Origin of the sequence: Nonomuraea sp. WAC 01424 (assembly GCF_003947315.1) — a bacterium.
GTDB classification, from domain to species: domain Bacteria; phylum Actinomycetota; class Actinomycetes; order Streptosporangiales; family Streptosporangiaceae; genus Nonomuraea; species Nonomuraea spiralis.
In genome coordinates this window covers 501237-528093 of the sequence record NZ_QHHZ01000004.1, presented here as the reverse complement: position 1 = coordinate 528093, position 26857 = coordinate 501237, and the positions used below count along the sequence as shown (strand labels likewise).

Here is a 26857-nt window from a genome sequence, read left to right as displayed (position 1 = left end):
CCACTCCATCGCCGTGGGGTCCGGTCAGGCGTCGCGGTGGTTGATCGCCAGGGTTGCCGACAGGAGGGACACCACGACGTAGCCCACCAGGATGACGGCGGCCGTTGAGGGACCGAAAGCTCCGGCGTCGGGTACGGCGGCCAGTTGCCTGACCAGCGACGGAATCGTCAAGGAGCTGATCCAGTCGTTCCACGGAGCCGGGAGGAAGCGCTCGAGCACGGTCGGGGACAGCGGGAGGACGACCAGCGCGATGAGCGCGCCCGGTGTCGACCGCAGGACCGTGGCCAGGCTCAGCCCCATCACCGCGGCGACGGCTGAGCCGGCGCCGGTGGTCAACACCTCGGTCAGAGCCGCATGTTCGGCGAACGAGGCGCCGATCGGACGCCCGGCCACCACCGCCTGTGCGGTGAAGTAGATGGCGAACGCCAGCACCTGGCCCGCGACGGCGGCCACGGCGGACACCACAGCGGCCTTGGCCACGAGGAGCGTCCACCGGCTCCGGATCGTGGTCAGCGTGTGTCTGATCATGCCGGTGGCATACTCGCCGGAGATGGCGAACATGCCCAGCATGCCGAACAGCACAGGCGGAATGTCGGCGCTGAGGCTGAGGCCCGTGCCGACGGGATCGCCGGCGGGGCCGTCGATGTCGAAGTTGCGCGAGATCGAGTACGCGGCGAAGCCCGTGAGCGCAAGAGCAGAGAGCATAGAGGCCAGGACGTAATAGGCGGCTCGGAGCGAGCGTAGCTTGAGCCATTCCGATGCGACGACGTTGATCATTGGGTGATCTCCATGAAGGCTTCCTCCAGTGATGTCCGGCGCGACACCAGTTCGTGAACGGCACAGCCGTTCGCCAGGGCGATGTCGCCGATGACGGCTGTGGTCAGGCCGGTCACCAGCAATTCCTCTTCGGCCCGGGCGTCCCGCACTGGGCTCGTATCGGCTCCAGCCACCGCGGGCCGAGCGAGCACCGGCTCCTCACCGGCGTCGGTGTCCTGAGCGGGGCGTACGGTTGCGCCGGCCGCCATGAGCGCCCTGGACAGGCGGGCCGCGTGGGGCGATCGGACCAGCACGCCGCTGTGGAAGCGGGCCAGCAGGTCCGCCGTCGTGGTGTCCTCGATCAGTCGGCCCCGGCCGATGATGACGAGCCGGTCGGCGGTGAGGGACATCTCGGTCATCAGGTGGCTCGACAGCAGGACGGTACGCCCCTCGGCCGCCAGGGATCTGAGCAGTGTCCTGAGCCAGCGGATCCCGTCGGGATCGAGGCCGTTGACCGGCTCGTCCAGAATGAGCACGCCCGGGTCGCCGAGCAGGGCCGCCGCGAGGCCGAGGCGCTGGCGCATCCCCTGGGAGAACCCGGCGATCCGCTTGCGTGCCGCGCCGGCCAGGCCGACCTCCTCCAGCACCTCCACGACCCTGCGGCGCCCGATCCCGCCCGCATACGCCAGCGCCAAGAGGTGCGCGAACGCGCTGCGCCCGCCCTGCACCTCGGCCGCGTCGAGCATGGCGCCGACCTCATGCATGGGGTCGCGCAGGTCGTGTTTGCGGACGCCGTTGATCAACGCCTGGCCCGACGTGGGCAAGTGGAGGCCGAGGATCATGCGCATGGTGGTGGACTTGCCGGCGCCGTTGTGCCCGAGGAAGCCGGTGACCTGTCCGGGTTTGACGTCGAACGTGAGCCCAGACACCGCGCGGGTGGAGCCGTACAGCTTCGTCAGTTCTGTGACCTCGATCATTTCCCCACCTTCTGGATGATCTCGGCCGGGCAGCGCGTGCCCGGCGCGGGCAATTCCCCCGTGGTCAGGTAGGCATTGACGTGCCGCCGCTGGCAGTTGTTCCTCGCCCACGACGCATGGCCGTCGCCGTGCCACAGGACGCGCGCGGACGGGATCTGCTCGGCCACGTGCGCCTGCCCGAGATAGTTGGTGTTGTTGTCGAGCTCCCCGATCGCGAAGAGGATCGGCGGGGCGTCCTTCACGCGTAACGGGTGCGGCGCCCAGGACGCCCCGCCGCTCCGCCCCCAGCACCGCCCGAGCTCGAAGCGTCCCTCAAGCCAGCCGAACCTCGGCGCGATCTCCCGAAGTCTGGCCTCGATGCCCTGGAACTCCTCGTACGTCGGCAGCTTCGGCATGAAGTCGTTGCACAAGGAGTCTTGGCTCACGGACGTGCCACCCTCATCCGGGAGCAGTTGTTGCAGGAAGTCGCCGGCGTCGCCGTCGAGGGCCTTGCGGATGGCGGTGGCGAGCTGGGGCCAGAGTGCCGGATTCATGCCTTTGATCGCGCCGGCGTACAGCTGCCCCTCGTGCACCGTCCGTCCGGCCGACGCCGGCAGTGGCGCGCGGCGCACCCTGGCAACGAGCTCATCCCATGCCTTGCCGGCGTCCGTGCCGCGGAGGGCGCAGTCGGTGCGGCGGGCGCACCAGTCGCGGAAGCGGGTGAGATGTCGCTCCTGCGTGCGCGCGTAGTTGCGTATCCAGGGCTCGAACTCCTGCTGGGTGTGATCGGCGGTCCCGTCGAAATACATCCGGCTGACCCGCTGCGGGAACAGCTCCAGATACGCCTGGGCGTAGACGGTCCCGTAGGAGTTGCCCGCGTAAATGAGCTTGTCCTGGCCGAGTGAGGCGCGCAGGGTGTCGAGGTCGTGCGCCACGTTCCACGCCGTCATCCCACGCCAGGCCGATTTGGCCGCTTTGCGGCAGCTCGCCTGATGGGCCGCGTTCTTGGCGGCATGGGTGTCCCAGTCCTGCTTCGTCCTGGCCAGGAGCAGTCCGAAGACGGAGGCGTCGGGCTCCGCGCAGCTCACTCTCTTGCTGCTCGCGGGCTCAGCCAGGCCGCGCGGATCGATGGCGATGACGTCGAAGCTCCTCTGCAACTCATCGAGCAGGCTCGGCAGCTCCGGCTGAGCGTCGGGCTGGTTCTTCCGCCTGAGCATCGACGTGCTGGTGCCGGGCCCTCCGAAGTTGATGATCAGAGGCCCGATGCTCTTGCCCGTCGCGGGCAGTTTGGCCACGTGCACCGAGGTTCTGGGCCCGCCCGGGTCGGCCCAGTCCACGGGAACGACCAGCTCGGCGCATCGCAGGCCGTCACCACAGTCCTTCCACGCGAGGTCGTGGGCCTGCGCCGAGGCCAGCGCGATACCGCCGAGCGGCACGGCGAGACAGGCCGCCAGGCACAGGGCGATGAGTCTGCGTCGGTTCATGGCGGCAACGATGCTGTAGACGGGTGGACCCCTGCATCGGAGCCGGATCCGATCTTTTGGATCGGACCAGGGTCGTACGGTACGGGCGTACGCGGGCGGAGTACGACCCTGGTCCGACGGCCCGTGCTCCGATTCGCCTCCGGCCGTTCCTCGATAGCGTCGGGATGTGAATCTGCTCGCCCGGCGGCTTCCGCCCTGGCTGCTCATCCTGGCCGACACCGTGGTCGCGGTGCTGCTCGCGCTGGCGTCCACAGCGAGTCCACCGGAGCTGGCCACGAACGCTGTGACCATGGCGCTCTGCTGGCTGCTCGCGGTGCCTGTGGCGGTGCGGCGGGCATGGCCGGAGCCCGCCTACTACGGTGCGCTCCTGATCGGCATCGCCGTGCTCTCGGTACAGGCCAACCGGCTGATGCCGACCGTGGTGGTGGCCCTGGCCATCTACCCGGTGGCGAGCGACCTCCCGGTGCGGCGATCGGCGATCGCCCTGGTGTCGGGTCTGCTCGTCAACGGAGGCTCTCTGCTGGTCTCGATGCCGGGCCCGGCACACTATTCGAACGGCTGGCCCGACCCCGTCTTCATCCTCGGTGCGGCCTGGCTGGCCCTCGCAGCGAGCTGGAGTCTGGGCACGGCGGCGCGCACCCGCCGCGAGTTCGCCGCCCGCGAGGTCAGGAGGCAGGCCGAGCAGGCGGCGGCCGACGAACGCCTGCGGATCGCGCGTGAGCTGCACGACGTCGTCGCCCATTCGATGAGCGTGATCACTGTCAAGGCGGGAGTGGCGGCCAAGGTCCTGGACAAGCATCCGGAGGAAGGGCGCGAGGCGTTGCGGGTCATCGAGGAGATCGGGCGCGGCTCGCTCACGGAGATGCGCCACATTCTCGGCGTGCTGCGCGCACCCGGCAGCGTGCCCGACAGCACACCGCTCCCCCGGCTCGCCGACCTGCTCGGCGAGGCGCACCGCGCGGCGGAGGCCGGCGTGCAGGTCGATCTGTCGGTGATCGGGACCGTGCCCGACAGCATGGCACCGGCCGTTCACCGCATCCTCCAGGAAGCGATCACCAACGTCGTCAAGCACGCCGCTCCCGCCCACTGCCAGGCCGGCGTGTCGGTCGCCGATGGGAGGTTACGGATCTCCGTCGTCGATGACGGGCCTGGACAGCGGGTGTTACCGGGGCGGTCGGGTGGGCACGGGCTGGCGGGAATGCGCGAACGGGCCCTGCTGTACGGCGGCACCTTCGAGGCCGGCCCGCTGCCAGGAAAAGGGTTCGGCGTGCACGCGTCATGGGAGATCCCTTGATCCGCCTGGGAGTTCCCCCTTCTCGACGGAGGGAGAGGACGTCCCGGACACGTTCCGGCGAAGCGCGGGCGTGCGCGAACGGCAGGCCATTCGACAGAGCGCCGCAGTGGTACGGACGGTTGACGTTCCGGCAGAGCGTCGATGTGGTGCGAGTGGTAGCCCACAGATCGGTCATGATGGACGCGATGACGAAGATCACGAGTGTGAGTCGCAGGAAGCGGAGTCGGCGGGTCCGGACAGGGCGTGCGGGGACCGCGCCGGGCCCGGTCGGGATGGGTGTGGCAGGGGGAGGCTCGTGATCCGGGTGCTCATCGCCGACGATCAGGCGCTCCTGCGCGGCAGTTTCCGCTTGCTGATCGACTCGGAGGACGATCTCACCGTGGTCGGGGAGGCGGGTGACGGGCGGGAGGCGGTGGCGCTCACGCGTACGAAGTCACCCGACGTGGTGCTCATGGACGTCAGAATGCCCGAGATGGACGGCATCACCGCGGCCGGGCAGATCGCCGGGGACACTCGGGTGCTCATCCTGACCACGTTCGACCTCGATGAGTACGTGTATTCCGCGCTGCGGGCGGGTGCCAGCGGATTCCTGCTCAAGGACGCGCCTCCGGACGACCTCCTGAAGGCGATCCGAGTGGTGGCGTCGGGTGAGACGCTGCTCGCGCCGACCGTCACCACCCGACTGATCGCGGAGTTCGTACGGCGGCCGGTCCAGCAGCCGTTTCACGGGCTCGACACGTTGACGGACCGGGAGCGCGAGGTGCTCACCCTCGTCGCCCACGGGCTGTCCAACGCCGAGCTCAGCGTGCAGCTCCAGGTGAGTCCCGGGACCGTGAAGACGCATATCGGCCGTCTGCTGGCCAAGCTCAACGCCCGCGACCGCGCCCAGCTCGTCATCGCCGCCTACGAGGCCCGCCTGGTCACGCCGCGATAGCCGACCGCGCGCCGTGACCGCGGGCGGCGTCAGCGCTCCACCGCGCCGGCCCTCGCACCGGGCATGCGGGGAAGACATCGGGACCGGGCACGCTTGCCGTGGCCCGCGAGCCCGGAGGTCTACCCCCTCCTCGGTCACGCCGCCACCGTAGGGGAGGACGGGCATCTCGCATCCCTCGGGCGGGGCGGAGAAGGAGATGGAGTACCGGCCCAGGAGGTTGAGGTGGGTGTGGCCGGACGGGGACAGCCGGGCGGCGTCTCGTCCTTGACCGGATCGCCTTCAGTGCGCAGCCGGTCGACCGCAGCCGACAGATACAGCGGGATCACAGGGAGATGTTCCGGAAAGCGAGAGCCGCTCCGCCTGCCGACTCGGTACTGTACCTTCGCATGTCGGACACCGAGCTCGAGATCACCGTAGAACTGGTCCGCGACTTGCTGCAGGAGCAACATCCAGACCTTGCAGGGCTGGCTGTCCGCGAGGTGGCGGGCGGCTGGGGCAACCAGATGTGGCGCCTCGGGGACGAGTTGGCCGTGCGCATGCAGCGTATGGACCCCACCCCGGAGCTCCAGCTCAAGGAGCGGCGGTGGCTACCGGTGCTGGCCCCGCGTCTGCCGCTTCCGGTGCCGACCCCGGTGCGGTTCGGCGAACCGTCCGAGCGTTTCCCCAAGCATTGGACCGTGATGACGTGGGTTCCCGGCGAGCCGCTGGACCACGGCTCGATCAGCCGTGGCGTCGACGCGGCCGACACGCTGGCGGGCTTCCTCCGGGCGCTTCATGTGGAGGCGCCCGCCGAGGCCCCGGGCAGTCCGGACCTCGGCGCTCATCCCAAGCGGTGCACGAGTGGCTTCGAGCGGTTCTTGCAGGCCATTGACCCTGACGCCGTCGGTGATGTCGGCGCCGTCCGGGCTGTGTGGGCCGATGCCGTCGCGGCTCCCGAGTGGGAGGGCCCGCCGGTGTGGGTGCATGGCGACCTTCATCCCGCGAATGTCGTCGTCTCGGACGGGACGCTGTCGGGCGTGATCGATTTCGGTGCCCTGTTCGCCGGTGATCCGGCATGGGACCTCGCCGCCGCGTGGGTGCTGCTCCCCGCGGGCGCGGCCGGACGGTTCTTCGAGGCGTACGCGTACGCGGATGAGGCGGCGATCCGGCGCGCCCGCGGACTGGCCGCCATGAAGAGCCTTTTCCTGATGCTCATGGGGCAGAACGGAGATCGGGGCCTTCCCGGCGGGAAACCGAACTGGGGACCTGCGGGCCGGGCGGCACTTGATCGTGTTCTGAAGGGCGTTTGACGCCCACTCCTTGACCGCGCTCGTGGCCGGCGTCGGTGCCGAGGTGACGCTGCTGCCGCCCGTACGCCGCCGGTGCCACCGGACGCTGGTCGCCGCGCAGCACCGCGCCGGCCACGGCCCCGATGACGACGCGGGTCAGCGCCACCATCGTGTCCGGATACACGTCGATATAGTCGAGCAGCCCCGGCAGTTCGCCCTTGCCGGAGGCGCGAACCTGCTGACGATCTTCCCGCCAGGCGTTCAGCTTCCCCCACAGCGCGACACCTTCGACGATCGCCCCGCCGGCCGCTCCTGCCCCATCGCGACAAACCAGTCCAGCATGGCCCGCCCCATCGTGCCTCGAATTCGGCCCGTTGCGGGGAGCGTCTCATCCGGAAATGCACCCCGGTGGCGTGGCCGGCCAACCGAGACGGGAACGTGTCGCTCGGGCCGAAGACTGAGCAAGAACCGCACTCTGCAGCAGCTCGGCCTGGGGCATTGGGGCCTGGAGGCAGCCGATCTTCACTCAGTGCCGCGCCCCGGGCCGGGGCCCGGCGAAGCGGAGGCCGTAGAAGTCGTACGGCGGCGAGCGCAACCAGCGCTGCCCCCGCCGCGCCGGAGGCGACCGGTACTTCAGCGCCGCGCAACACCTTCAACCGGATGCTCGACTGCCTGTTCCACTGCCTGCAGAAACACAAGCCGCATGACGAGCTCACCGCCTTCCCGCCTCGTCCATCGGTGCGACTCAACCAAGCGTCCTGAGCGCCGGGCTGACGCAGGCCCTCGTCATCAATGCCGGGGCCGACGTGCTGCGGGACGAGGGCGAGGCGTACGCCGCCGCCAGGGTGTCCGGTGGAACCCTGGCGGCGGGGTCATCGGCCTATGGAGCCACGGTCAAGGTGAGGGTGGCTGTGCGGTCGAGGGCGACGCCGTCGCCCAGCACTGTGATCGTGTAGGTGCCGGGCACGGTGCTCGCGCCGACCGTGAAGGTCAGCGTGGAGGTGGCGCCGGTGGTGATGCTCGCCGGGCTGAACGAGGCCGTCATGCCCGCCGGAAGCCCCTTGGCCTGCAGCGCGATCTGCTGCGGAGCGCCCGAGACGGTGGCGCTGGTGACGGTGACGCTCACCTGCCGGCCGGGCTGTACGGTCGCCGCAGCGGGGGCGACGTCGACCGAGAAGTCGCATGTGTACGGCTCGCCGCCGTGGGCAGGCACGCGGACGGCGTTCCAGGCGGCTTTGACCGTGTTGTACTCCAGGCACGACCCGGGGAACAGAGCCAGGGCCGCCTGCATCGAGGCTCGGCGGGCCATGGTGTGCGACCAACTGGTGGTCTTGCGCAGCAGCGTGCCCATGTAGATCTGGCCGGCCTTGCGCGCGCCGATCCCGACGATGGTGGAGTAGTTGCAGGTCGGGCTGGGCGGCTGGCCGTTGGTCGGGTTGGTGCCCTCGGCCAGGAGGTAGAACCAGTGGTTCTGGACCCCGGCCCCGATCTGGGGAAACATCGGCGGCACCGCGCTGCTGAAGCAGTCGGGGTCACCGGGGATCAGCGACGGCTTGTACATGTAGCGGAGCGGGCCGCTTCCAACGATGTTGATCTCCTCGCCGACGGTGTAGTCGGGCGGGTCGAAAGCGGCGGGCTGGTTGGCGTACTGCTCGGTCAGCGCGGCGAGGATGTCGCCGGTGGACTCGTTGAGTATGGCCTTCTCGTTGTCGCCGAGGTCGAGTCCGGGCGTGGTGGCGAAGACGATGTGGCCGTACTCGTGCGCCACGACGTCCATCGAGGTGAGCTGGCGCTGGCTGTCGGAAGTGCGGCCGAAGGCGGCGTAGGAGCCGGTCCAATAGGCGTTGATGTCGTTCAGGCCGACGCGGGCGGGGTAGCCGTCGCCGAGTCCGTTGAAGCCGTCGCGTCCCAGCCAGGTCTTGAGCATGTCCCACTCGGTGTCGATCGCGTAGAGCACGTCGACACAGGCCGTCTCGAAGTCGGTGCCGGAGCCGTTGCCCCAGTTGTCGTCGGCCCCGGTGTAGGTCGAGCCGTTCTGGCCGCCGCAGCGCACGCCCCGCCGTACGGGGTCCACCATGGAGAAGGACGCACCGGTCCCGGTGGTGCCGATGGTGACCGGGTTGCCGTTGTAGTAGCTGTTGCCCACCCCCGCCCTGACCTCGTCGGACTTCAAGGCGACCGCGCCGGTCAGCGCGTCGACGAAGACGTGCAGCTTGCTCTGCCTGCCGTCGATGGTGCCGTGGACGGTCACCTCGTAGGCCAGCCGGCCGCGTCCTTGGGCCATGACCACCAGGCGGGGCGTGGTGACCGAGAAGACCTCGGGCAGCTGGCTCCTGGCCACCCGGACCGCGTCGGCGGCGCCGAGCCTGGGTGTGGTGGCCACGTCCAGGGCGCTGTCCTGGGAGACGGACGTGCTCAGGACCTCGCCGGTGGCGGTGCTGACCACGACGAAGTCACCGCCGTAGACGGGCAGCCCCGCGTACGTGCGGGTGTAGGTCGTGTAGCGCAGGCCGCCCTGCCCTTCGATCAGACCTTGGCGTACGTACGTGTCCTTGGGCGAGCTGTGAAGCAGGGAGGGCCTGGCCTTCACCAGGAGGTCGGCGGGATCGCCCTTGGAGGCGTTCGCCGGGACGGGGACCGAAGTGGCCACGAGCACACAGACGGCACTCGTGACCAGGGCTAACACGGCATTGCGTCTCACTGGTGGCTCCCTATGAGCTGGGGGGTGGTGTATGGGGTCACCTGCATTTGAGTTGATGAACCACAAGAGGTCAACATTCTGGTAAATGGCGGATAACTTGCGATTTATCCCCATCGGAACATGCGGCTCATGCCCCCACCGGGTCAATAAGCGCTCCAGCCGCCGTCCACCGGCAGGATCGCGCCCGTCAGGTAGGACGCGTCCGGGCCGGCCGGCAACAAGGCCCCGGCGGTGAGGATGGCCGGCCCGAGGCCGGACGAGCCGCCGGTGACCAGGGCGACCTGACCGGCCAGGTGTGAGCGGAGACGGTCACGACTTTGAGAACACGCACAGCTTCATTCGGACATCGTGCGACTACGATCACCGGGTGACGTTCGCCGGCAATTGGGATCATCTGGAACCGGCTACCAAGGAGGCCTACCGGCGCTTCGACGCCCTCACCGAGCAGGGCCTCGACCCCGGCCCCGGCACCGACTGGCGCCTCTACGGCACCTACGCCCACACCAAGCTCTGGCTCGGCCCGCAGGGCGGCCACGACTACGACGAGCGCGTCCTGCGCCTGGTCCGCACCGTGGCCGGGCGCGCCGTCGACTGGACGCCCGACGACGCCTGGAACCTGGCCGAACGCGCCGGTTACTGGGCCCGCCAGGGCCACACCCGCCACGAGGAGCTCTATCGGATCCCGCTGTCGGCCGCCCACCTGCTCCATCCGCAACAGCGCCGCGAACTGTTCGGCCACCTGACGGACCTCGGAGAGCTCCAGCCGCTCCTGGAGAGCCTGCTCACCGAGGAGGGCCCAGCCGGTGCGGTCAGGAACGTGATCGGGGAGGCCGACCCCTTCGCCACGATGCTGGCCGAGGAGTACGGCCCCCGCCTGGCCGGGATGCTGCCGCTGCTGCGTCACTGGGCCACCGCCGACACACCGGCCCCAGGCGACGGCTGGTTGCCGGTCGTCTGCGACCTGCTCACCCCTGAGGCCATCGCCCTGGTCCACGAGCTGGTCACCCGCCTGGCCGCCTACCGGGGCGGCCCGTTCGTCTGCCACCACGCCGACATCAGCTGGAGCGAGGACCGCTTCCTGAAGGGCCGGACCGTCTCGGTGGCGCGCGGCCTGATCTGGACCTGCGAGGTCATTGACGAACCTTGGGTCCCGTCGCTGCTCGCCGACGCCGCCGTCACCTGCGGCACCGGCCACGATGGCCCCAGCTCCACCTGCCGCAGCGAGACCGTCGCCAACGGGGCTGTCGGCGTGCTGACCCGCCGGGGCGGACCCGAGACAGTCACCCCACTCGCGCTCATTCAGACGCAGGTGCGGGCGGCGTCCGTACAGGAGAATGTCACTCGCGCGCTCGACGCGCTCGCCGACGCGGCCGCGCTGACCCGCGACCAGTTCCTCGACCGCACTCTGCCCGCCGCCGCCACCACGCCCAGAGAGGTCGAGCAGGCGCGCACGGCCGCGCGCTACCGCCTGGAGCAGGCGCTCATCCACCAGCGCGAATGGACCTGGCGTGAGGTCGGCGAGCACCTCCTCGACCACCCCGTCACTGGCCCCGACGCACGCACCCTGGTGTGGCGGATCTCCGGCGGCCCCTCAGGCCTGCCAGTCAGAACGGTCGACGGCTGGGAACTGGCCGGGCGCCGCCCCGAGGGCCCTGTCGCCTTGTGGCACCCGGCCGACGCAAGCGCCGAGGAGGTGGGCGCGTGGCGCGAGAGGGGTCTGGCGCAGCCGTTCGAACAAGTCCTCCGCGAGGTGTACGCGGAAGAGCCGGACCGCGTCGCCGGCCACGTCGTGCGCTACGACCTGGCCCGGACGGAGCTGATCCGGCACGGCTGGACCGGCGTGTCGATCGGCTACTGGGAGCACGACTGTCACGAGGGGCAGGGCGAAGTGGTGCGCGACCTTGCGGACTGGCAGGCCCGCTGGCTCCTGCGCGTCGTCGAGGGCATGTCCGACGAGGGCTGGGACCTGGACGCGCTGTGCGCGACCAACCCGATGACCTTCCACCGCGACGGCCAGGAGGTGCCGGCGGCGTCGGTGCCGCCGCTGGTGCGGTCGGAGATCCTCCGAGAGGCCGACCTCACAGTCGCCGCCGCCTCGGCCGGCCCAGACGCCCAGCACCTGGTCGACCACTACGACGGATATTGGCACTAGAAGTCATACGGCGTCCTTCTCTCGGAGGTGGCCCCAGCCGCCAACTAGCTACATAGCCCTGTTCAGAGAGGTGCCGAGCTGGGGTTTTGCCTCTCAGCTGTGCGTGTTCTCAAAAGTCGTGACCGTCTCCGCTCCCGAGAACACGATCTTCTCGGAAACCGGTTGACCTGCGCAGATCAGCTTAGTTTGGGGCTAGGGACACGTTCGGGAGGAGGAGGCCTCCCGGGAGGGTCACGTCCGGCTCGGCGGACGTCAGCCTGTGGCAGCACACCCGCGGGCGGCCCGGCCGAAGACCAACGGGGAACATCGGCCGGCTGAGGAAGGTGGCGGCTCAGTGGCGCAGCCGGTGCGGGCCCGGGCCCGGCGCGGACGAGCGGATCCTCCGCGCCGGCTGCCGCAGGGCGAGCGCCGGATGGTGGACGCCTTCCTCGCCGCCGCCCGCGACGGCGACTTCGCCGCGCTGGTGTCCATCCTCAACCCCGACGTGACGCTGGCGCCGGGGTGTGGTCAGCCGGTCGCGGGGGACTCCTCCGGCAGTACGGGCGCCAGCGGCTCGGGCGCGCGGCGGGGCAGGGTGAGGGTGATGAGAAGGCCGGCGATCATCGCCGCCGCGGTGAGCAGGACGACCAGGAACTCGCCGTCCGCCGTGGCGGCGCGGAGGGCCTGGCCGGTCCTGCCCTCGGTGCCCACGTCGGCGATGACGGTGAAGACAGCCAGGCCGATGGCGTTGCCGATGTTGAGCGCGGTGGAGGCGATGCCGTTGGCGACACCCTGCTCATGGGCGGGGGTGCCGCCGGCGGCGGCGATCCACATGGCGGTCCAGACGATGCCCTGGCCGAGGCCCGAGACGACGAGGCCGGGGATCAGCAGCCCGTACCCGGCGTCGGCGTCGAAGCCGAGGGCCAGGACGGCGGTCCCCACGACGCCGACGGCGAAGCCGATCAGCAGCGTGGGACGGTTGCCGATCCGGGTGGCCAGGCGTTCGCCGCTCTGGGTGCCGGCGGCGATGGCCAGCGAGGGGATGAGGAAGGCCAAGCCGGTCTGCAGCGCGCTGTAGCCATGGACGCTCTGCAGCAGCACGGTGAGGAAGTACGGCAGGACGCCGAACGTGGCCATGTAGACGAAGGTGACCAGCATGCCGACGGTCAGGCTGCGGTTGCGGAAGAGCCGGAACGGCATGAGCGGGTCCGCGCTGCGCGCCTCGACCAGCGCGAAGATCACCAGCAGTACGGCGGCCAACGCGAACGCGCCCACGACCAGGGGGCTGCCCCAGCCCAGTTCGGGCCCTTCGACCAGGGCGAAGACCAGCAGGGTGGATCCACCGGTGACGGTGAGCGCCCCGGGCATGTCGAACCTGCGCCGTTCCCGCCTGGCCGGGTCCCGCGGGATGACGGCCAGGGCGGCCAGCGCGACGAGCCCGGCCAGGGGGACGTTCACGAAGAAGACGGCGGGCCAGCCGAAGTTCTCGGTGAGGACGCCGCCGAGCAGCGCGCCGATCGTCAGCCCGCTGGCCCCCGCGCCACCCCAGACGGCCAGCGCCCGGTTACGCTGCGGCCCCTCGGCGAACAGGCTGTTGAGCAGCGCCAGCGTCGAGGGCAGCAGCAACGCGCCGCCGATGCCCTGGACCGCGCGGGCGACGATGATGACGACGGAACCGTCGGCCAGGCCACCGGCCAGCGAGGACAGCGCGTACAGGGCCAGGGCGAGCACGAAGACGCGGCGGCGGCCGAACAGGTCGGCCGCCCGGCCGCCGAACAGCAGGAAGCCGCCGGCGAAGACGACGTACGCGCTGACCACGAGTTGCTGGGTCTGGCCGGGGAAGCCCAGGTCGGCGCCGATCTGCGGGAGCGCGACGAAGACGATGTTGAGGTCGAGCGCGTAGATGAGCTGGGCCAGGGCGAGCAACGCCAGGGTCCAGCCGAGTCGCGGCTTGACGCCGTCCGCGAGGGCTGCGGGCAGCGTGGATGGTGTCGACATGGAACGCCCTTCGGAGGGAGCCGGGGAGCGGGCACGCGGAAGCCCGCCGCACGGCAGCGATAGTACGAGGATTTACGTACAGTCGTACTATGCCAGACCGAAGAAGGATTGTTCGACAGTCGCGGTACAGTTGAACCATGGCCTTCCGTCATCCCGACCGTGACCAGATCCGGATCGAAGACGTGCTGTCGGCGCTGGGGAACGGCGTGCGCCTGTCCGTCGTACGCATCCTCGACGCCGGGGGCGAGCACAACTGCACCAGCGTCCTGAACACGCTGGGGATCACCGCGAAGTCGACCATGACGCACCACTGGCGGGTGCTGCGCGACAGCGGCGTCATCTGGCAGCAGCCCTCGGGGCGGGAGAACCTGCTCGTCCTGCGGCGCGACGACCTGGAGGCCCGCTACCCCGGCCTGCTCGACGCCATCCTGTCCGGCGCCCGCGCCGACGACGCCGTCCAAGGCCCCGATCGCACCGGCTCCGCCGCCTGACCATCGAGCTGCCCAGGTGGGGGTTCTCCCGGGGAACCGTCGGGGTCATCCCTGATGCCGGTTGGCCGGAATGTCGGACAAGCTTGACGGCATGAAGATCACTGCGATCGCGGGTGGCCTGCTGGCCTCCGCGGTACTCCTGACCGGGTGCGGCCTGGACGCCATCGGCAAACCGAAGAACGAGGAGACCAGCACGTACCAGGTCAAGGAGAAGGTGCAGCAGCTTCACCTCAGAAGCGGCAGCGGCGACGTGACCGTCACCGAGTCGGACGTGACGTACGTCAGCGTGACCGAGAGGCTCTACTGGAGCAACGAGAAGCCGCAGGCCGAGCACAAGGTGGAGGGCGACAAGCTGTCCGTCTACTACGACTGCCAGAAGTCGTGGGGCACCTGCGGGGTCGAGTACAAGGTGGAAATCCCCAAGGGGCTACAGGTCAACGTGGACACCGGTTCGGGCGACCTGACGCTGAGGTCGCTCACCGGCCCTCTGGACCTCAAGGCCGGCTCCGGCGACATCAAGGGCGACGGCCTGGGCGGCAAGAAGCTCCTCGTGGAGGGAGGATCCGGCCCCGTGACCCTGAAGTACGCGGTCGCGCCGGAAGGCGTCAAGCTGTCGGTCGGCTCAGGCGACGTCGCGCTCACCGTCCCCGACGAGACCTATGACGTGAACGCCAGGACGACCTCCGGTGACGCCAACGTCTCGGTCAAGAAGGACGGCTCCTCACCCCGCAAGCTGTCGCTGACCACGGGTTCCGGAAACATCACCGTCTCGGCCGGGTAACCGCTCTCCCTGCTCACGTCCGAACTCGCCGAGCCGGCCGGTGGCGGGCGCCCTGTCGGCGCTCGGCGGCAAGGGCGCACCCGCCAAGGGGCGACAGCGACCAGACGATCGCCCTGGACGCCCGCCAGGGCCGCCCGGCCCGCTTCACCATCGACGATCCGGCGGCCACCCCGAGGAAGATCGTCGACTTCACCGTCGGGCTCGGCACGTGGTCACTCGCCTGGCGGGCTCCCCTCGACGTCAACCAGGAGTTCTTCGTCACCTCCGGAGTCGCGGCCCAGGGCCGGCCGTACTTCGCACCGAGGTTCGGCGAGGAGGCGGGCGGCGACTTCTCGGCGACACTCCAGCAGGACGTGACACCCCCCGCCACCGCGACCTATTACCGCACTCCCGGGCTCACCTGGGACAGTTCCCTCGAGGTGGGCACGTCCCGGGTGTGGGACGCCGGCAAGGCCGTCAAGCGCGGCACCACCAAGGAGGTGTGGAACGCCGCCGTGGCCGGTCCCTCGTTCGCGCAACCGAACGGGACCCGTACCGGCGATCAGCTCTCCTTCGACGCGAGCCTGCTCTTCGCGGACGGCGCGCAGGGCCGCACTGCCCGAACAGCGGGCGGAGTACACGCTCAGCACGTCGATGCGCAGGCAGGTCCCGCACTCGGTGTTGTCGTCGAGCGTGGAGACGGCCTGGACGTTCACCTCCGGACGCACGCCAGAGGCCAAACCGCTCCCGCTGCTCGCCGTCCGTTACGCGCCGGCGGATCTGGACGCCTTCAGTCGTGCCCGTGCCGGCACGGTGACCAGGGTGCCCGTCCGGGTGGAGCGTAACCTCGGTGCGCCGCAGGCTCAGGTGACCTCGCTCAGGCTGGAGATGTCCTTCGACGATGGCACGAGCTGGCTGCCCGTGCCCGCCGTCCCGGCCGGATCCGGCTGGACCGCCGCCGTGCCCAACCCGCGTACGGCCGGATTCGTCTCCTTGAAGGCGACGGCCACCGACACGTCGGGGACGACCGTCAAGCAGACCGTCATCCGCGCTTACGCCGTCGGCTGACCGACCCGGAATCGTGAAAGGACCTGAGGCCACCGCGGCCCTTTCACGTATTCGCCGCACACCTCGGGGTGGCACCCACCGAATACCGCCGCGCCCAGCTGAGCGACGAGCTGAAGATATGCCTTGACACGAATATTCGTTGCAGTGAATACTTCTCTCCATGGAGGCACTCCTCACCGCGCTGGCCGACCCGGCCCGCTGGCGGCTCGTGACCCTGCTGGCCGAGCAGCCTCGGCCGGTCGGCGTCCTGGCCCAGCTCGCCGAGGCACGTCAGCCGCAGACGACCAAGCACCTGCAGACCCTTGAACGTGCCGGTGTCGTCGTCTCGCGGCGCACCGGCCAGCGTCGCATCTACGCGCTCCAACCAGGTCCCCTACGGGATCTGGCGGGCGTACTCAGTCGGCTCGCCGACACCGCGGACCGGCGCGGCGGCCCACGCGAGGCGTACGACCGTTACGTGGCCGGCCTCGACACCGAGCGGCACGCCGCGCAGGAGCCGGGGTGGGCCGACGGCCGCTCGTTCCGGTTCCACCGCTCCCTGACGGGACCGCCCGAGCTGGTCTGGCACCACCTGACCGACGCGTCATCGCTCGCCCAGTGGTGGGCGCCCGACGGCCTGCGCGTGTCCGAGTTCGTGTTCGAGGCGCGACCGGGCGGGCGGATCGTCCTGGAATACCGCGACGCCGAGGACCTCGACGACTCCGACGTGGTCGTCGGGCGCGCTCAGGGGGTTGTCGACGACGTACGCACCGGCGAGCACCTGGCCTACCGGCTCTCTCCCCTGCTGCCCGACGGCGGCCTCGCCTTCACCGGTCACCTCGACTTCGATCTCCGGCCCACCCGTACCGGTGCCGACCTGGAGGTCCATTACCGGATCACCGACAGCACCACCGACTCGGCGGATTTCGTCGCCGGCATCGAGATCGGCTTCGGCCAGAGCCTCGACCGACTCGCGGCGGCCCTCGCCGCCGACACCCACAACATCGAGCACGACACCGATACAAGGAGCACGAAATGACCGGGCAGCCCACCGGACGCAAAGTTACCGCCAACCTGGTCATCAGCCTCGACGGGCGTTACCACGGCGCCGGCGGGCCGGCCGATTTCGCGGCGTTCGCCACTTACGCGACCACCGACGTGGCACGCGACCAGATGACCCGGATGCGGGAGAACGCGACCACGGCCGTGCTCGGCCGGATCCTCGCCGAAGGGTTCATGTCGTTCTGGCCGTCGGTCGCCGCCGACGACAACGCCGATCCGCGCGACCGCGACTACGCCAAGTGGCTGGTCGAGACCGAGAAGGTGGTCCTGTCGACCACCCTGACCGAGGCGCCGTGGGAACGGACCCGCGTGGTGAACGGCCCCGTCGCCGAGCTCGTCGCCGACCTAAAGGCCGACGGCGAGGGCGACATCCTCGTCAACACCAGCCCCAGCGTCACCAAGGCGCTGCTCGCGGCCGACCTGCTCGACCGGATGTACCTCGTCGTCATCCCGGAGATCGCCGGAGGCGGGCTGCGGCTCTTCGACGACGGCCTCCCGCCGTCGAAGTGGCAGCTCACCTACCAGGAGACCGGCGAACAGGGCGCGATGGCCCTGGTCTACGACCGGGTCCGCTGAACCCGCACGGTTTCGAAGGACCGAGCCACAGGACGGTCGAGGAACCGCGCCCCTCCTCGCCGTGACTCTGCGAGGTGGATGCACGGGGAATCTCAGACGACGATCGGGGCTTCGTGCCCGGCCGCCTTCTCCGACGTCCGTGTCCGCGTCCGTGTCCGTGTCCGCGTGCGAGGGAGGACGAGGTAGGTGAGGGCCAGTCCGATCAGGCTCAGTGCCGCGCCGGCCAGGCCGGTCCACCGCAGAGCGCCGGCGGCGACGATCGCGCCGCCGATGACCGAGCCGGCCGCGGCCCCGAGGTTGAAGGCGCCGACGTTGGCGGAGACCGCCAGGTTCGGGGCGGCGCCCGCGTGGTGCAGGATGAGTCCCTGCAGCGGGGCGATGGTCGCGGTGCCGAGCAGGCCGAGCACCAGGACCGCGGCCACGGCGGTGGGCTGCCACACCACGGCGAACGGGACGAGCAGAAGCGTCCCGGCCAGCCCGCCGAAGACCCCGCGTACGGTGGCGCTCATCGACTTGTCGGTCAGCCGTCCGGCGGCGATGTTGCCGATGAAGCTGCCCGCGCCGTAGGCGAGCAGCAGGCCGGAGACTGCCGCGGCGGAGAAGCCGGAGACGCCGATCAGCAGCGGGGCGATGTAGGTGAACACCGTGGCGACGCCGGAGAAGCCCACCGCGGTGGTGGCGATGGCGAGCATGACCGGCCGGCGTGTCACCACGCGGATCTCCTCACGCAGCCGGGTGGACGGGGCGTCCTCCCGGGGCAGAACTGCGGCCAGGAGCATGGTGGCCAGCAGGGACAGAACGGTCAGCACGGCGAACGGGGCCCGCCATCCGGCGGCCTCGCCGAGCAGCGCTCCCAGGGGCACTCCGAGGAGGGTGGCCACGGTGAAACCGGAGGCCACGGTGGCGATGGCCGAGCCCGTCCGCTCGGCCGGGACCACGCGGGTGGCCGTCACCAGGGCCAGGGCCAAGAAGGCGGCGTGGCTGAGCGAGGACACCACGCGGCCCGCCAGGAGCAGGCCGAACGACGGCGCCGCCGCGCTGATCGCGCTGCCCGCGGCGAACAGCAGCATCAGGCCGACGGCGAGTCCCTTGCGGGGCAGGCGCGAGGTCAGCAGCGCCATGAGCGGCCCTCCGGCCACCACGCCGAGGGCGTACGCGGTCACCGCTTGTCCGGCGGTTCCCACGGAGACGTCAAGATCGGCTCCGACCTGGGGCAGCAATCCGGCGATCAGGTATTCCGAGGTGCCCACGACGAAGACGCTCGAACACAGTGCCGCGAGCGTCGCCAAACCCTTGTTCATCTTCATGGCGTAGACGCTAAAGTCTCATATCGATGTGAGAGTCAAGTCGAGCCGGGGTGATGCCCGTCTCGTCAGGAGGTCGTCGTGCGCATCGGTGAGCTGTCCCGGCGGACCGGCGTGGCCGTGCACCTGCTGCGCTACTACGGACAGCAGGGTCTGCTCCATCCGCAGCGGCGCGCCAGCGGCTACCGGGAGTACGTCGAAGAGGACGTCGCCGTCGTCCGCCGCATCCGCAGCCTGCTGGCGGCCGGGCTGAACACCTCGACCATCACCACGGTCCTGCCGTGCCTGCGCGACACCGGCGACCGCCTCGTCCCGACCTGCCCGGACCTGCTGGCCGACCTTCACCAGGAGCGCGACCGCATCGCCCAGGCCATCGGCGACCTTCAGGCCTCCATGGACGCGCTCAACGACGTCATCGCCGCGGCCCCGGCCGACGTCACCCGCCGCGCCCTGACCGCACTCGGCAGGTGAACGCTCGCTCGGGACGGCCGGCACTGATTGCCAACATTTCTTCGCGAATGAGTCTTTGCGAATGAATGTTTGCGGTCTAGCCTTCGAGGCATGACCGAACCCCGCGAGAACGTGATCGTCCTCGACGCCAAAGGGCTGCGGGCGCTGGCCCACCCCGTACGGGTGCAACTCGTGGACCTGCTGCGCAAGCATGGGCCGTCCACCGCCACCCGCCTGGCCGAGCACCTCGGCGTGAACTCCGGCACGGCCAGCTACCACCTGCGCAGGCTCGGCGCCGCCGGGTTCGTGGAGGAGGACACCGAGCGCGGCAACGCCCGCGAGCGCTGGTGGCGCTCGGTCCACCACATCACCCGGCTCACCGACGACCAGCTGGCGGAGCAGGAGCCCGAAGCGGTGCTGGCGTACATGCAGTCCATCGCCGCCCTGTACAACCTCCGTACCCAGCGGACGCTGAACGAGCTGCAGACCATGCCGGGACAGTGGCGGCGCGTGCTCGACCTCAGCTCCATCGCGCTGCGCCTGACCCCGCAGGAGGCGCAGCGGCTGCGCGAGGAGCTGGAGGAGGTCGTCTCCCGCTACCGCCCCGACCTGCCCGGCGCGGCGGCGCCCGAGGGCGCCGCGCGGGTCTCGTTGATCACGCAGCTCCTGCCCGAGCTGCCTGAGGACTCGTGATGGGAACACGCGGGTCCTTACGCCCGATGGCCGGCCTGCTCGCGGCCATGACGGTGTCGTTGACCGGTACGCGGGTGTCGGCCCTCGCACTGCCCTGGTTCGTCCTGACGACGACCGGGAGCGCGGCGCAGACGGGGTTGGTGGCGTTCGCGGAGATGGCCCCGTACGTGCTGGTCAAGGCGCTGACCGGGCCGCTGGTCGATCGGGTCGGGCCGCGCCGGATCTCCTGGGCCGGCGACGTGCTGAGCGCCGCGGCGGCCGGGGCGGTCGTCCTTCTGCACGCGCTGGACCTGCTGCCCCTGGGCACGTTGATCGCCCTGGTCGCGGTGGTCGGCGCGGCCCGCGGTCCAGGGGACCTGGCCAAGGAGATCATGGTTCCCGAGGCGGCCGAGCGCGGGCGGGTGCCGCTGGAGCGAGCCACCGGGCTGATGGGCGTGACCGAGCGGCTGGCCCAGACGCTGGGGCCCGCGGCGGGGGGCGCGGTGGTGGCGCTGCTCGGGCCGCTGGCCAGCCTGGGCATCAGTGTCACCTGCTTCGCGCTCGGCTCCGTGATCGTGGCGTGGGCGCTGCCGCGCGGCATGGGGCACCGCGCGGCGGCACAGGAAGGGCAGGAGGGGCAGGACGGGTACTGGCGGCGGTTCGGCCAGGGCTTCACGTTCCTGCGTGGCGAACCGCTGCTGCTCTCCGTGATCGTGATGGTCGGCGTCACCAACCTGCTCGACGCGGCCTTCAGCCAGGTGCTCGCCCCCGTGTGGGCCAAGGAGTCCGGCTACGGGCCCGCCATGGTCGGCTTGAACAGCAGCGTGATGGGGTTGACGGCCGTCGGAGGCAGCCTGGTCGCGGCCGCCGTGGCACACCGGATGCGGCGCAGGCCGGTGTTCTTCGTGGCGTTCCTGCTCGCCGGGCCGTCACGCTTCCTCGTCCTGGCGTTGGACGTGCCGGTGTGGGCCATCGTGGCGGTGTTCGCGGTGGGCGGGTTCGCCGGCGGGTTCCTGAACCCGATCCTCGGGGCGATCTCCTACGAGCGGGTGCCGCGACGCCTGCTGGGCCGGGTCAACGCGTTGTCGGACTCCCTCGCCTGGGCCGGGATCCCGCTCGGCGGGCTGGTGGGCGGGGTGGCGGTCGCGGCGGCGGGGCTGGCGCCGGTGCTGTTCGCGGGCGGGGCGGCCTACGCGCTCACCACGAGCCTGACGGGACTGCGGCCCGAATGGCGGGAGATGGACCGGCTGCGCGGCCAGGGCCCACCCGGCGTACCACGGGCACAGCCGGAAGACGCCGGGAACACCCCGCGCGCAGCTTCACTTGAGGAGCCCGCGCCATGACGACGGACGGACTGCGGAGCATCGAGGTGGTCCGCGGCGATCCGTGGGTTCGGCCCGATCTCATGGCTTCCGGGTGCGCACATGTCGCCGGCCTGTCAGGCGGGGGCGTGCGGGGCCCTGTCATCGGTTGAACTGCCGTCCCCTGAAGTGCCGTCTCCGGCCGTGGAGGCTTCTCCGGTGAAGTGGCGCAACTGCGGGCTGAGCGCGGCCAAGGCGGCGGTCAGCCCGAGCAACCCGCCCAGCACGACGAGTGCCGCCGCGCCGCCCAGCGCCGCGGCCAATGCCCCGCCGAGGACCGGCCCGAGGGGCTTGAGCGCCATCCCGCCCATGCTCAGGACCGCGCCCATCCGGCCGAGCATCGTTTCGGGCACCATTCGTGCGATCACCACGTTCATCACCACGTTCAGAGAGGGCGTGGACAGGGTGATGAACACCAGCGGGATCATCGGCCACCACGCTCCCCAGGGCAGTGCCGTGGCCGCCAGCGCGGCGCCGAAGACCGTCACGACGGCCAGCAGGAGCCTGCCGGGAGGCAGGAGCTTGCTGATGCGGCCCGACAGCAGCGCACCGGTCAGTCCGCCGATACCGAGACCGGCCAGGACCGTGCCGGTGACGCGCGCGTCGCCGCCGCGTTCGCCGACGAGCACGATCAGCGGGATGAGGAATGCCCCGCCCAGCAGGTTGAGGATCATCACCGCTGCGGTGACCTCCCTCAGGCCATGCCGGCGCCACAGCCATGTGACGGCCTCGGCCGCTTCCCGGCGCATGCTGCGCCGGATCGGCCGCTGCTCCTCGCCGTCGTCCCTGGCGGAGGGTCGCGGCTCGTCCGCCGGGCGGCGCGGCACCTTCGCAAAAGCGTAGAAGAGCGTGGCGGCAAGGAAGGTGACGGTGTCGACGACGAACGGCACCGCCCGCCCCAGGCCGTACAGCAGGCCACCGAGCGGAGGGCCGAGCAGCCCGGCCGCGTGGGTACGGGCCTCCTCCTGCGCATATGCACTGTGCAGTTGGCCCGAGGGGACGATGCCGCGGATCGCCGTGTCTTTGACGGGACCGATGAACGCGGCGCACAGCCCGTCCAGCGCTGCCAGTGTGACGAACTGCCAGACCTGCACCTGACCGGTGAGGATGAGCGCGGTCAGCAGGGCGGAGGCAATCGCCTGGAGGCCCTGGGCAGTGATGAGCGTACGACGGCGGTCCCAGCGGTCCACCCAGACGCCGGCCGGCATCTGGACCGCGACGAAGGCGACGGTGCGGGCGCCGGCGACGATGCCCGCCAACCCGGGCGAGCCGGTGAGCGCCAGCACCAGCAGCGGCATGGCGAGCCTGGTGAGCTCCGACCCCAGCTCGGAGACCGCGCTGCCGACCCACAGCAGTTGAAACCGCACGTTCTTGCGCAGCGGGACGATGTCGGTCACGAAGTGTCTTCCTCGGATGCGGGGGGCGGTCACCTGGCCTGAGGCACCACTCTCGGTTCCGGACAGGTCGGGCGGGACCCGGAGAAGATACCTACCGGAGATGACGCTGTCCATCGAATAGAACGGACGTCGTCCAAGGTCCGCCTGATCGCGGGGAGTCAGCGTAGGGCGTCGGGCATGCGGACCGTTACGTACGGATGTGGTTGTTCCAGCCACTCGCTGGTCAGCCTGGCCCCTGTGGTCTGGTCGATGACCGCGAGCATGGCGGCCTGCCAGTCGTAGTCCTCGCCGCGTTCCTCGAAATCGACGAAGAAGTCCGTCATCGCCCGCAGTTCGGGCCATTGGCCGATGCCGGGGTGGTCCTCCGGTCTGCCGGGGCCGAACGCGTCGATCGCCAGGACCAGCTCGCCCGATGACGCGAAACTCAGCCGGTTGTGGGCGTTGACGTTCCACCAGGCGCTGTAGACCCGGGCCCCCTCGCTGAGCCGCCGGAGTACGGCGGGTGTTGATCCGAGGAAGTCGTCCTCCACGAGCATGGCGGCGGCTCCGCACCAATCGACGGACACGGGAAGGTCGGTGTCGTAAGGAAGCAGGACGGCTTTGGGCGGCGCCGGCTCAAAGAGCCGGTACGGCGCGTCTCCGCTGAGCCTGGCGGCGAGTTGGTGCAACGGGAGCGCTTGCCCGCTGTCGGGGACCACGACGGTCCAGCACATGGCCACGTCGAGCCATGGCTGGCTGGAACGGAGTTGCCTGTAGTGCTCGCGCAGGCCGACTGTCGGGGGTTGTCCGATGTTCACGCATTACTCCCTTGCTCGCCGAATTCGCCTCCCGGAACGGATCTCAGAGAGGGCCCGAGGCCGTCACCTGTCGCCGCCACGTCCAGAGCACGGAAGGAGACCCGGGTCGCGGCCAGGTCGGGATCGCGGACGTACGTCTTCGCCTCGGACTCCGGAACCAGCCGCCGGTGCTGTATCTCGAACTCCGGCGCCCATTCCTCGAGCCGGACCTCCGCACGCCAGTAAGAGCGGATGAGGACCAGACCAAGCTCGCGCCCGCGCACGCATTCGCTGCGGGAGTATCCAAGCAGGCGGCTGCCGATGACCGTGACGCACGCTTCTTCGAGCATTTCCCGGCCAAGGGTCTCCTCGATCGTCTCCGTTCCTTCGGGGCGCCCGGCGGGAAAACCCCAGTGCTCGCCGTCATGGCTGATCAGAACCAGCTCATCGGGGGCCGTCACGCATATGCCGGCGGCCCCGTGAGGCCTGCCTTCCTGCGGGTCGTCGACGGAATGCCAGGACACGTGCCAATCCTGGCCGTTCGAATGCGTCAGCATCCGCTCCCCGTCACGGGCAGGGACGATGGCTGTCATGTGGCTCTCCCATTGAGGTTCGCGGGCAGAAGAACCGGCCGCGTCCGGCGGCTGGATGACTCCGGCATCACTCACCCCCCGCAAATAGGGCCGGTTCCCACGCTCAGACCCACAGCGTTGTCCTGATCCGCAAGCTGCGGCCGATCAGCTTCTGCGCGAGATGACCATGATGTATTCGCAGGGAGCATTCGTTCGGTTGGCGAAGCCGTGGTCCGCGTCGGCCTGGAAGAACAGGGAGTCGCCCGTGTCCAGGGTCTCGGTGATGCCGCCGATCGCGACGGTGAGGGTGCCTTCGAGCACCACGAGTTGTTTCTCCGTACCCGGCGGATACGCGGGCAGCAGCCCGGTGGAGACCTGCGCGGGAAGGTAGTGGACGATCATCTCGGCTCCTCCCGCGCCCGGGGCCGCTGACACGATGTGCCGCTCGAAGCCGGTTTCCGGGTCACGGAAGACGGGGCGATCGTTCTTGCGCATGGCAATGGCCACGCCGGACGCGGCGGCAGCCGGCGCGCCGATCAGGTCCGAGAGCGACGCGTCGAGCGCGTGCGCGATCCTGGACGCGACGCCGATCGTCGGGCTCTTCTCACCGCGTTCGACCTTGGACAACATCGCCCGGCTGACCGACGACTGCGTGGACAGCTGCTCCAGCGTCAGTCCCGCCTCCTCGCGGCGTCGCCGTACGTTACCGCCGAACGCGCCGGCCAGGTCGTCACCGTGCTCTGGTTCGGCCGCGTTTCCGTCTTTCTCGACCACCGTGCTCCTCGATCGATGGGTATGTCGCTGCCCACAGTGTAGGGTTTCTCCTAAAGTAGATATAGTCTTCTTTAGGAGACGCACGACGTGCGCTCGACACTACGGAGGTTCCATGCGTTTGATCTCGAGTGGCCTGCACCATGCCACGTTCGAATTCGGCGATCTGCAGGTGGTCTCGTTGCGAGACGGGTACATCGACATGCCGCCGACACGGCTCCGCGACGAGGACGGGCACACGCTCGACGAGCTGCCGGCCGCCGTCCTGCTGGCCGGCGACAACCTGCGGTTGTCGGTCAACGCCTTCTTCGTCACCGACGGCACGCGGTCGGTTCTCGTCGACACCGGCGCGTCCAATGTCTGGCACGACCCCACCATGGGATTGATCTACGACGCCCTCGACGAAGCGGGAATCGACCGCGCGCGGATCACTGATGTGGCCATCACCCACAGGCACGAAGACCACGTGAGCGGCCTGATCACGCCGGACGGTTCAGAGGCGTTCACCGGACTCGAGCGCGTGTGGATCGGCGCGGGCGACACCTCGGTGTTCACCGGGCGGCTGGAGCCGATCCGCGACCGGGTCGTACCCGTGTCGGAGAAGGTCGCGATCAACGACTGGACCACCGCGATCCCGACACCGGGCCACACACCCGGGCACACCGTCTACGAGATCAGGAGCGACACCGGCCACCTTCTCGTCTGGGGCGACACCGTTCACGTTCCCACGCTGCAATTCGACCAGCCGAAGGTGTCCTGGGAGCTCGACGGCGACCAGTCCCAGGCCCGCGCCGCGCGAGCGGTCCTCCTCGAACAACTGACCCGACCACACCACTTCGTGGCCGGCGCCCACCTCGACTCCCCCGGCATCGCCCGCGTTGCCCCCTCCGGCGACGGTTACGCGCTGGAATACCTCGCACCCCCGATCGGCTGATCGACCCCGCCAGCTCCGGGGCGCCCACCCCGGACCGGGATTTTCAGGTGAGGCCGGACGCACTCGTGAACCCGCCTGACGGCGCCGGCCATGCCCCGCGGCCCAACAGATCGAGAACGATCGCCGCGATGTTCCACGCGTCGTCCTCGCCGCGGTGATGGCGTCCCTCGAGCGGCAGTCCGGCGACCCGCAGAGCGTGATCCATACCGGGTTTCTTGTGCAGCCCGTACGCCTCGGCGAACACGGCCTTGGCGTTGGTGTGGGTACGTTCCGTCGGATGGCCGAACGGATAAGCCACCCCGTCGGCCTGACTCTGCCGAGCGAACTGCCGACGGTCGTACTCGCCCCAGCTCGCCCACGGGCGCTCCCCGGCCCCGAACTCCCCGACCAGGATCCGGCACGCCTCGGCGAAGGTGACACCCCGTTCCACCTCGGCTTGCGTCAGGCCGGTCAGCTCGGTACAGAACTCACTCACCGCCGACCGGACAGGACGGACCAGGACACGATGCCGCGACACGCGGCGCCGCGCCGACACGTCCACGACGGTGAGACCGATCTCGATGATCTCGCTCACAGAGCCGGGCGGCGGCTGCCCCTCCCAGCAGGTGGCCTCCACGTCGATGACGTTCAGCAGGGCGGATTCGTGGCGCATGAGGCCGAGGGTAGGGATGCGCACCCGGTTCCGGCACCTCAATTTCCCCATGCCCACCTCTCGATCGGCGGGGCGGGACCACTGGTTGGCTGGAGACATGGCGGGCACTCCAGCGCGACGGCACGTACGACACGCTGCCCACCGCCGCACTCGGCAGACCTCGTATGCCTGCTGATGCAGTCGGACCTCGGGGCACGCGACCCGCAAAAGATCTTCCTCGCCGGCCCCGCCGGACGCGACGCCGATCCCCTGCAGGTGGACGCCTTCCTCGTGGCACTCGGCAGCTACTGGACCCACACCGCCACGCTCCCCGGCCCCGACCACGCACCCCACCTGCGCGAACGGCGCGAACACTCCAGACGCGCCACGATGAGCCGGCTCAGATCGCGATGGACACAGAACGGCGCGCCGCCGACCACCGGCACCCTCCGGTAGGCGAAGGCGCTCCCCACCACCGCCGTTCCTCGGGCGCAACGGTCTTCAGCACTTACGATTGGAACGGCTGGACTG

At 70.0% G+C, this 26857-nt stretch carries 25 protein-coding genes; 14 read left to right on the top strand and 11 right to left on the bottom strand.

The window, feature by feature from the left end:
* Nucleotides 1-24: 24 nt before the first annotated feature.
* From DMB42_RS14615 to DMB42_RS14605, 3 genes are read right to left on the bottom strand one after another with little or no spacing between them, the layout of a single operon-like run.
* Nucleotides 25-777 carry an ABC transporter permease subunit gene (locus DMB42_RS14615; protein ID WP_125634708.1) on the bottom strand — a complete coding sequence of 251 codons (753 nt, stop codon included), beginning with the start codon at nucleotides 775-777 and terminating at the stop codon, nucleotides 25-27.
* A complete protein-coding gene (locus tag DMB42_RS14610; protein ID WP_125634706.1) occupies nucleotides 774-1733 on the bottom strand; it encodes an ATP-binding cassette domain-containing protein in 960 nt (319 codons plus the stop codon). The genes DMB42_RS14615 and DMB42_RS14610 overlap by 4 nt, the downstream gene beginning before the upstream one ends.
* The gene (locus tag DMB42_RS14605) at nucleotides 1730-3196 is read right to left on the bottom strand and encodes an alpha/beta fold hydrolase (RefSeq protein ID WP_185844654.1); all 1467 of its coding nucleotides are present in this window, start codon (nucleotides 3194-3196) and stop codon (nucleotides 1730-1732) included. The genes DMB42_RS14610 and DMB42_RS14605 overlap by 4 nt, the downstream gene beginning before the upstream one ends.
* Nucleotides 3197-3362: 166 nt before the next feature.
* Between DMB42_RS14605 and DMB42_RS14600 the strand changes: the two genes are divergently transcribed.
* The 3 genes from DMB42_RS14600 (at nucleotide 3363) to DMB42_RS14590 (ending at nucleotide 6713) form a co-directional block, all read left to right on the top strand.
* Nucleotides 3363-4490, top strand: coding sequence for a sensor histidine kinase (locus tag DMB42_RS14600; protein ID WP_185844653.1), 1128 nt, complete (start codon nucleotides 3363-3365; stop codon nucleotides 4488-4490).
* A 295-nt stretch (nucleotides 4491-4785) separates the two neighbouring features.
* The gene (locus DMB42_RS14595; protein WP_125634699.1) at nucleotides 4786-5424 is read left to right on the top strand and encodes a response regulator transcription factor; all 639 of its coding nucleotides are present in this window, start codon (nucleotides 4786-4788) and stop codon (nucleotides 5422-5424) included.
* Nucleotides 5425-5810: 386 nt separating this feature from the next.
* Entirely contained in the window at nucleotides 5811-6713 is a 903-nt protein-coding gene (locus tag DMB42_RS14590) for an aminoglycoside phosphotransferase family protein (RefSeq protein WP_125634697.1), read from the top strand.
* A gap of 859 nt (nucleotides 6714-7572) precedes the next feature.
* Here the strand turns inward: DMB42_RS14590 and DMB42_RS14585 are convergent.
* Nucleotides 7573-9393, bottom strand: a complete 1821-nt coding sequence (locus DMB42_RS14585; RefSeq protein ID WP_125634695.1) for a M4 family metallopeptidase — start codon at nucleotides 9391-9393, stop codon at nucleotides 7573-7575.
* Between the two features lie 367 nt (nucleotides 9394-9760).
* Here DMB42_RS14585 and DMB42_RS55980 point away from each other — a divergent pair, with 367 nt between their 5' ends.
* A complete protein-coding gene (locus tag DMB42_RS55980; protein WP_125634694.1) occupies nucleotides 9761-11545 on the top strand; it encodes a DUF4132 domain-containing protein in 1785 nt (594 codons plus the stop codon).
* Between the two features lie 507 nt (nucleotides 11546-12052).
* Here DMB42_RS55980 and DMB42_RS14565 read toward each other — a convergent pair.
* Nucleotides 12053-13522 carry an MFS transporter gene (locus DMB42_RS14565; RefSeq protein WP_185844652.1) on the bottom strand — a complete coding sequence of 490 codons (1470 nt, stop codon included), beginning with the start codon at nucleotides 13520-13522 and terminating at the stop codon, nucleotides 12053-12055.
* A gap of 137 nt (nucleotides 13523-13659) precedes the next feature.
* On the opposite strand from DMB42_RS14565, the gene DMB42_RS14560 reads away from it, so the two are divergent.
* The 5 genes from DMB42_RS14560 to DMB42_RS14540 all read left to right on the top strand — a co-directional run bounded on the left by DMB42_RS14560 (nucleotide 13660) and on the right by DMB42_RS14540 (nucleotide 17458).
* Nucleotides 13660-14013 (top strand): helix-turn-helix transcriptional regulator, encoded by a 354-nt coding sequence (locus DMB42_RS14560; RefSeq protein WP_125634692.1) that lies wholly within the window; start codon nucleotides 13660-13662, stop codon nucleotides 14011-14013.
* A gap of 91 nt (nucleotides 14014-14104) precedes the next feature.
* Nucleotides 14105-14794, top strand: a complete 690-nt coding sequence (locus DMB42_RS14555) for a DUF4097 family beta strand repeat-containing protein (RefSeq protein ID WP_125634690.1) — start codon at nucleotides 14105-14107, stop codon at nucleotides 14792-14794.
* Nucleotides 14795-15427: 633 nt separating this feature from the next.
* Nucleotides 15428-15841, top strand: coding sequence for a hypothetical protein (locus tag DMB42_RS14550; RefSeq protein ID WP_125634688.1), 414 nt, complete (start codon nucleotides 15428-15430; stop codon nucleotides 15839-15841).
* Nucleotides 15842-16001: 160 nt separating this feature from the next.
* The gene (locus DMB42_RS14545) at nucleotides 16002-16859 is read left to right on the top strand and encodes a metalloregulator ArsR/SmtB family transcription factor (protein WP_125634686.1); all 858 of its coding nucleotides are present in this window, start codon (nucleotides 16002-16004) and stop codon (nucleotides 16857-16859) included.
* Nucleotides 16856-17458, top strand: a complete 603-nt coding sequence (locus tag DMB42_RS14540; RefSeq protein WP_125634684.1) for a dihydrofolate reductase family protein — start codon at nucleotides 16856-16858, stop codon at nucleotides 17456-17458. The genes DMB42_RS14545 and DMB42_RS14540 overlap by 4 nt, the downstream gene beginning before the upstream one ends.
* A gap of 92 nt (nucleotides 17459-17550) precedes the next feature.
* On the opposite strand, the gene DMB42_RS14535 is transcribed toward DMB42_RS14540, so the two are convergent.
* Nucleotides 17551-18765 (bottom strand): MFS transporter, encoded by a 1215-nt coding sequence (locus DMB42_RS14535; RefSeq protein ID WP_260477681.1) that lies wholly within the window; start codon nucleotides 18763-18765, stop codon nucleotides 17551-17553.
* 78 nt (nucleotides 18766-18843) lie between these two features.
* On the opposite strand from DMB42_RS14535, the gene DMB42_RS14530 reads away from it, so the two are divergent.
* The 3 genes from DMB42_RS14530 (at nucleotide 18844) to DMB42_RS14520 (ending at nucleotide 21227) form a co-directional block, all read left to right on the top strand.
* Nucleotides 18844-19233 (top strand): MerR family transcriptional regulator, encoded by a 390-nt coding sequence (locus tag DMB42_RS14530; protein WP_125634681.1) that lies wholly within the window; start codon nucleotides 18844-18846, stop codon nucleotides 19231-19233.
* Nucleotides 19234-19323: 90 nt separating this feature from the next.
* Complete coding sequence (locus tag DMB42_RS14525; RefSeq protein WP_125634679.1) at nucleotides 19324-19905, top strand: helix-turn-helix domain-containing protein; 582 nt, start codon at nucleotides 19324-19326, stop codon at nucleotides 19903-19905.
* Nucleotides 19905-21227: an MFS transporter gene (locus DMB42_RS14520; protein WP_125634677.1), complete on the top strand. Its 1323-nt coding sequence runs from the start codon at nucleotides 19905-19907 to the stop codon at nucleotides 21225-21227. The genes DMB42_RS14525 and DMB42_RS14520 overlap by 1 nt, the downstream gene beginning before the upstream one ends.
* A gap of 95 nt (nucleotides 21228-21322) precedes the next feature.
* On the opposite strand, the gene DMB42_RS14515 is transcribed toward DMB42_RS14520, so the two are convergent.
* From DMB42_RS14515 to DMB42_RS14500, 4 genes are all read right to left on the bottom strand, one after another.
* Entirely contained in the window at nucleotides 21323-22642 is a 1320-nt protein-coding gene (locus DMB42_RS14515; protein ID WP_260477680.1) for an MFS transporter, read from the bottom strand.
* Nucleotides 22643-22800: 158 nt separating this feature from the next.
* Nucleotides 22801-23439 carry a DUF6461 domain-containing protein gene (locus DMB42_RS14510; RefSeq protein WP_125634673.1) on the bottom strand — a complete coding sequence of 213 codons (639 nt, stop codon included), beginning with the start codon at nucleotides 23437-23439 and terminating at the stop codon, nucleotides 22801-22803.
* A complete protein-coding gene (locus tag DMB42_RS14505) occupies nucleotides 23436-24011 on the bottom strand; it encodes an NUDIX hydrolase (RefSeq protein ID WP_221762140.1) in 576 nt (191 codons plus the stop codon). The genes DMB42_RS14510 and DMB42_RS14505 overlap by 4 nt, the downstream gene beginning before the upstream one ends.
* A gap of 144 nt (nucleotides 24012-24155) precedes the next feature.
* Nucleotides 24156-24764 carry an XRE family transcriptional regulator gene (locus DMB42_RS14500; protein WP_125634671.1) on the bottom strand — a complete coding sequence of 203 codons (609 nt, stop codon included), beginning with the start codon at nucleotides 24762-24764 and terminating at the stop codon, nucleotides 24156-24158.
* A 112-nt stretch (nucleotides 24765-24876) separates the two neighbouring features.
* Here DMB42_RS14500 and DMB42_RS14495 point away from each other — a divergent pair, with 112 nt between their 5' ends.
* A complete protein-coding gene (locus tag DMB42_RS14495; protein ID WP_125634669.1) occupies nucleotides 24877-25695 on the top strand; it encodes an MBL fold metallo-hydrolase in 819 nt (272 codons plus the stop codon).
* Between the two features lie 43 nt (nucleotides 25696-25738).
* Here the strand turns inward: DMB42_RS14495 and DMB42_RS14490 are convergent, their stop codons facing one another.
* Nucleotides 25739-26446: a 3'-5' exonuclease gene (locus tag DMB42_RS14490; protein ID WP_312024730.1), complete on the bottom strand. Its 708-nt coding sequence runs from the start codon at nucleotides 26444-26446 to the stop codon at nucleotides 25739-25741.
* A gap of 75 nt (nucleotides 26447-26521) precedes the next feature.
* On the opposite strand from DMB42_RS14490, the gene DMB42_RS14485 reads away from it, so the two are divergent.
* Nucleotides 26522-26782, top strand: coding sequence for a hypothetical protein (locus DMB42_RS14485; RefSeq protein ID WP_125634667.1), 261 nt, complete (start codon nucleotides 26522-26524; stop codon nucleotides 26780-26782).
* The last annotated feature ends 75 nt before the right edge of the window (nucleotides 26783-26857 follow it).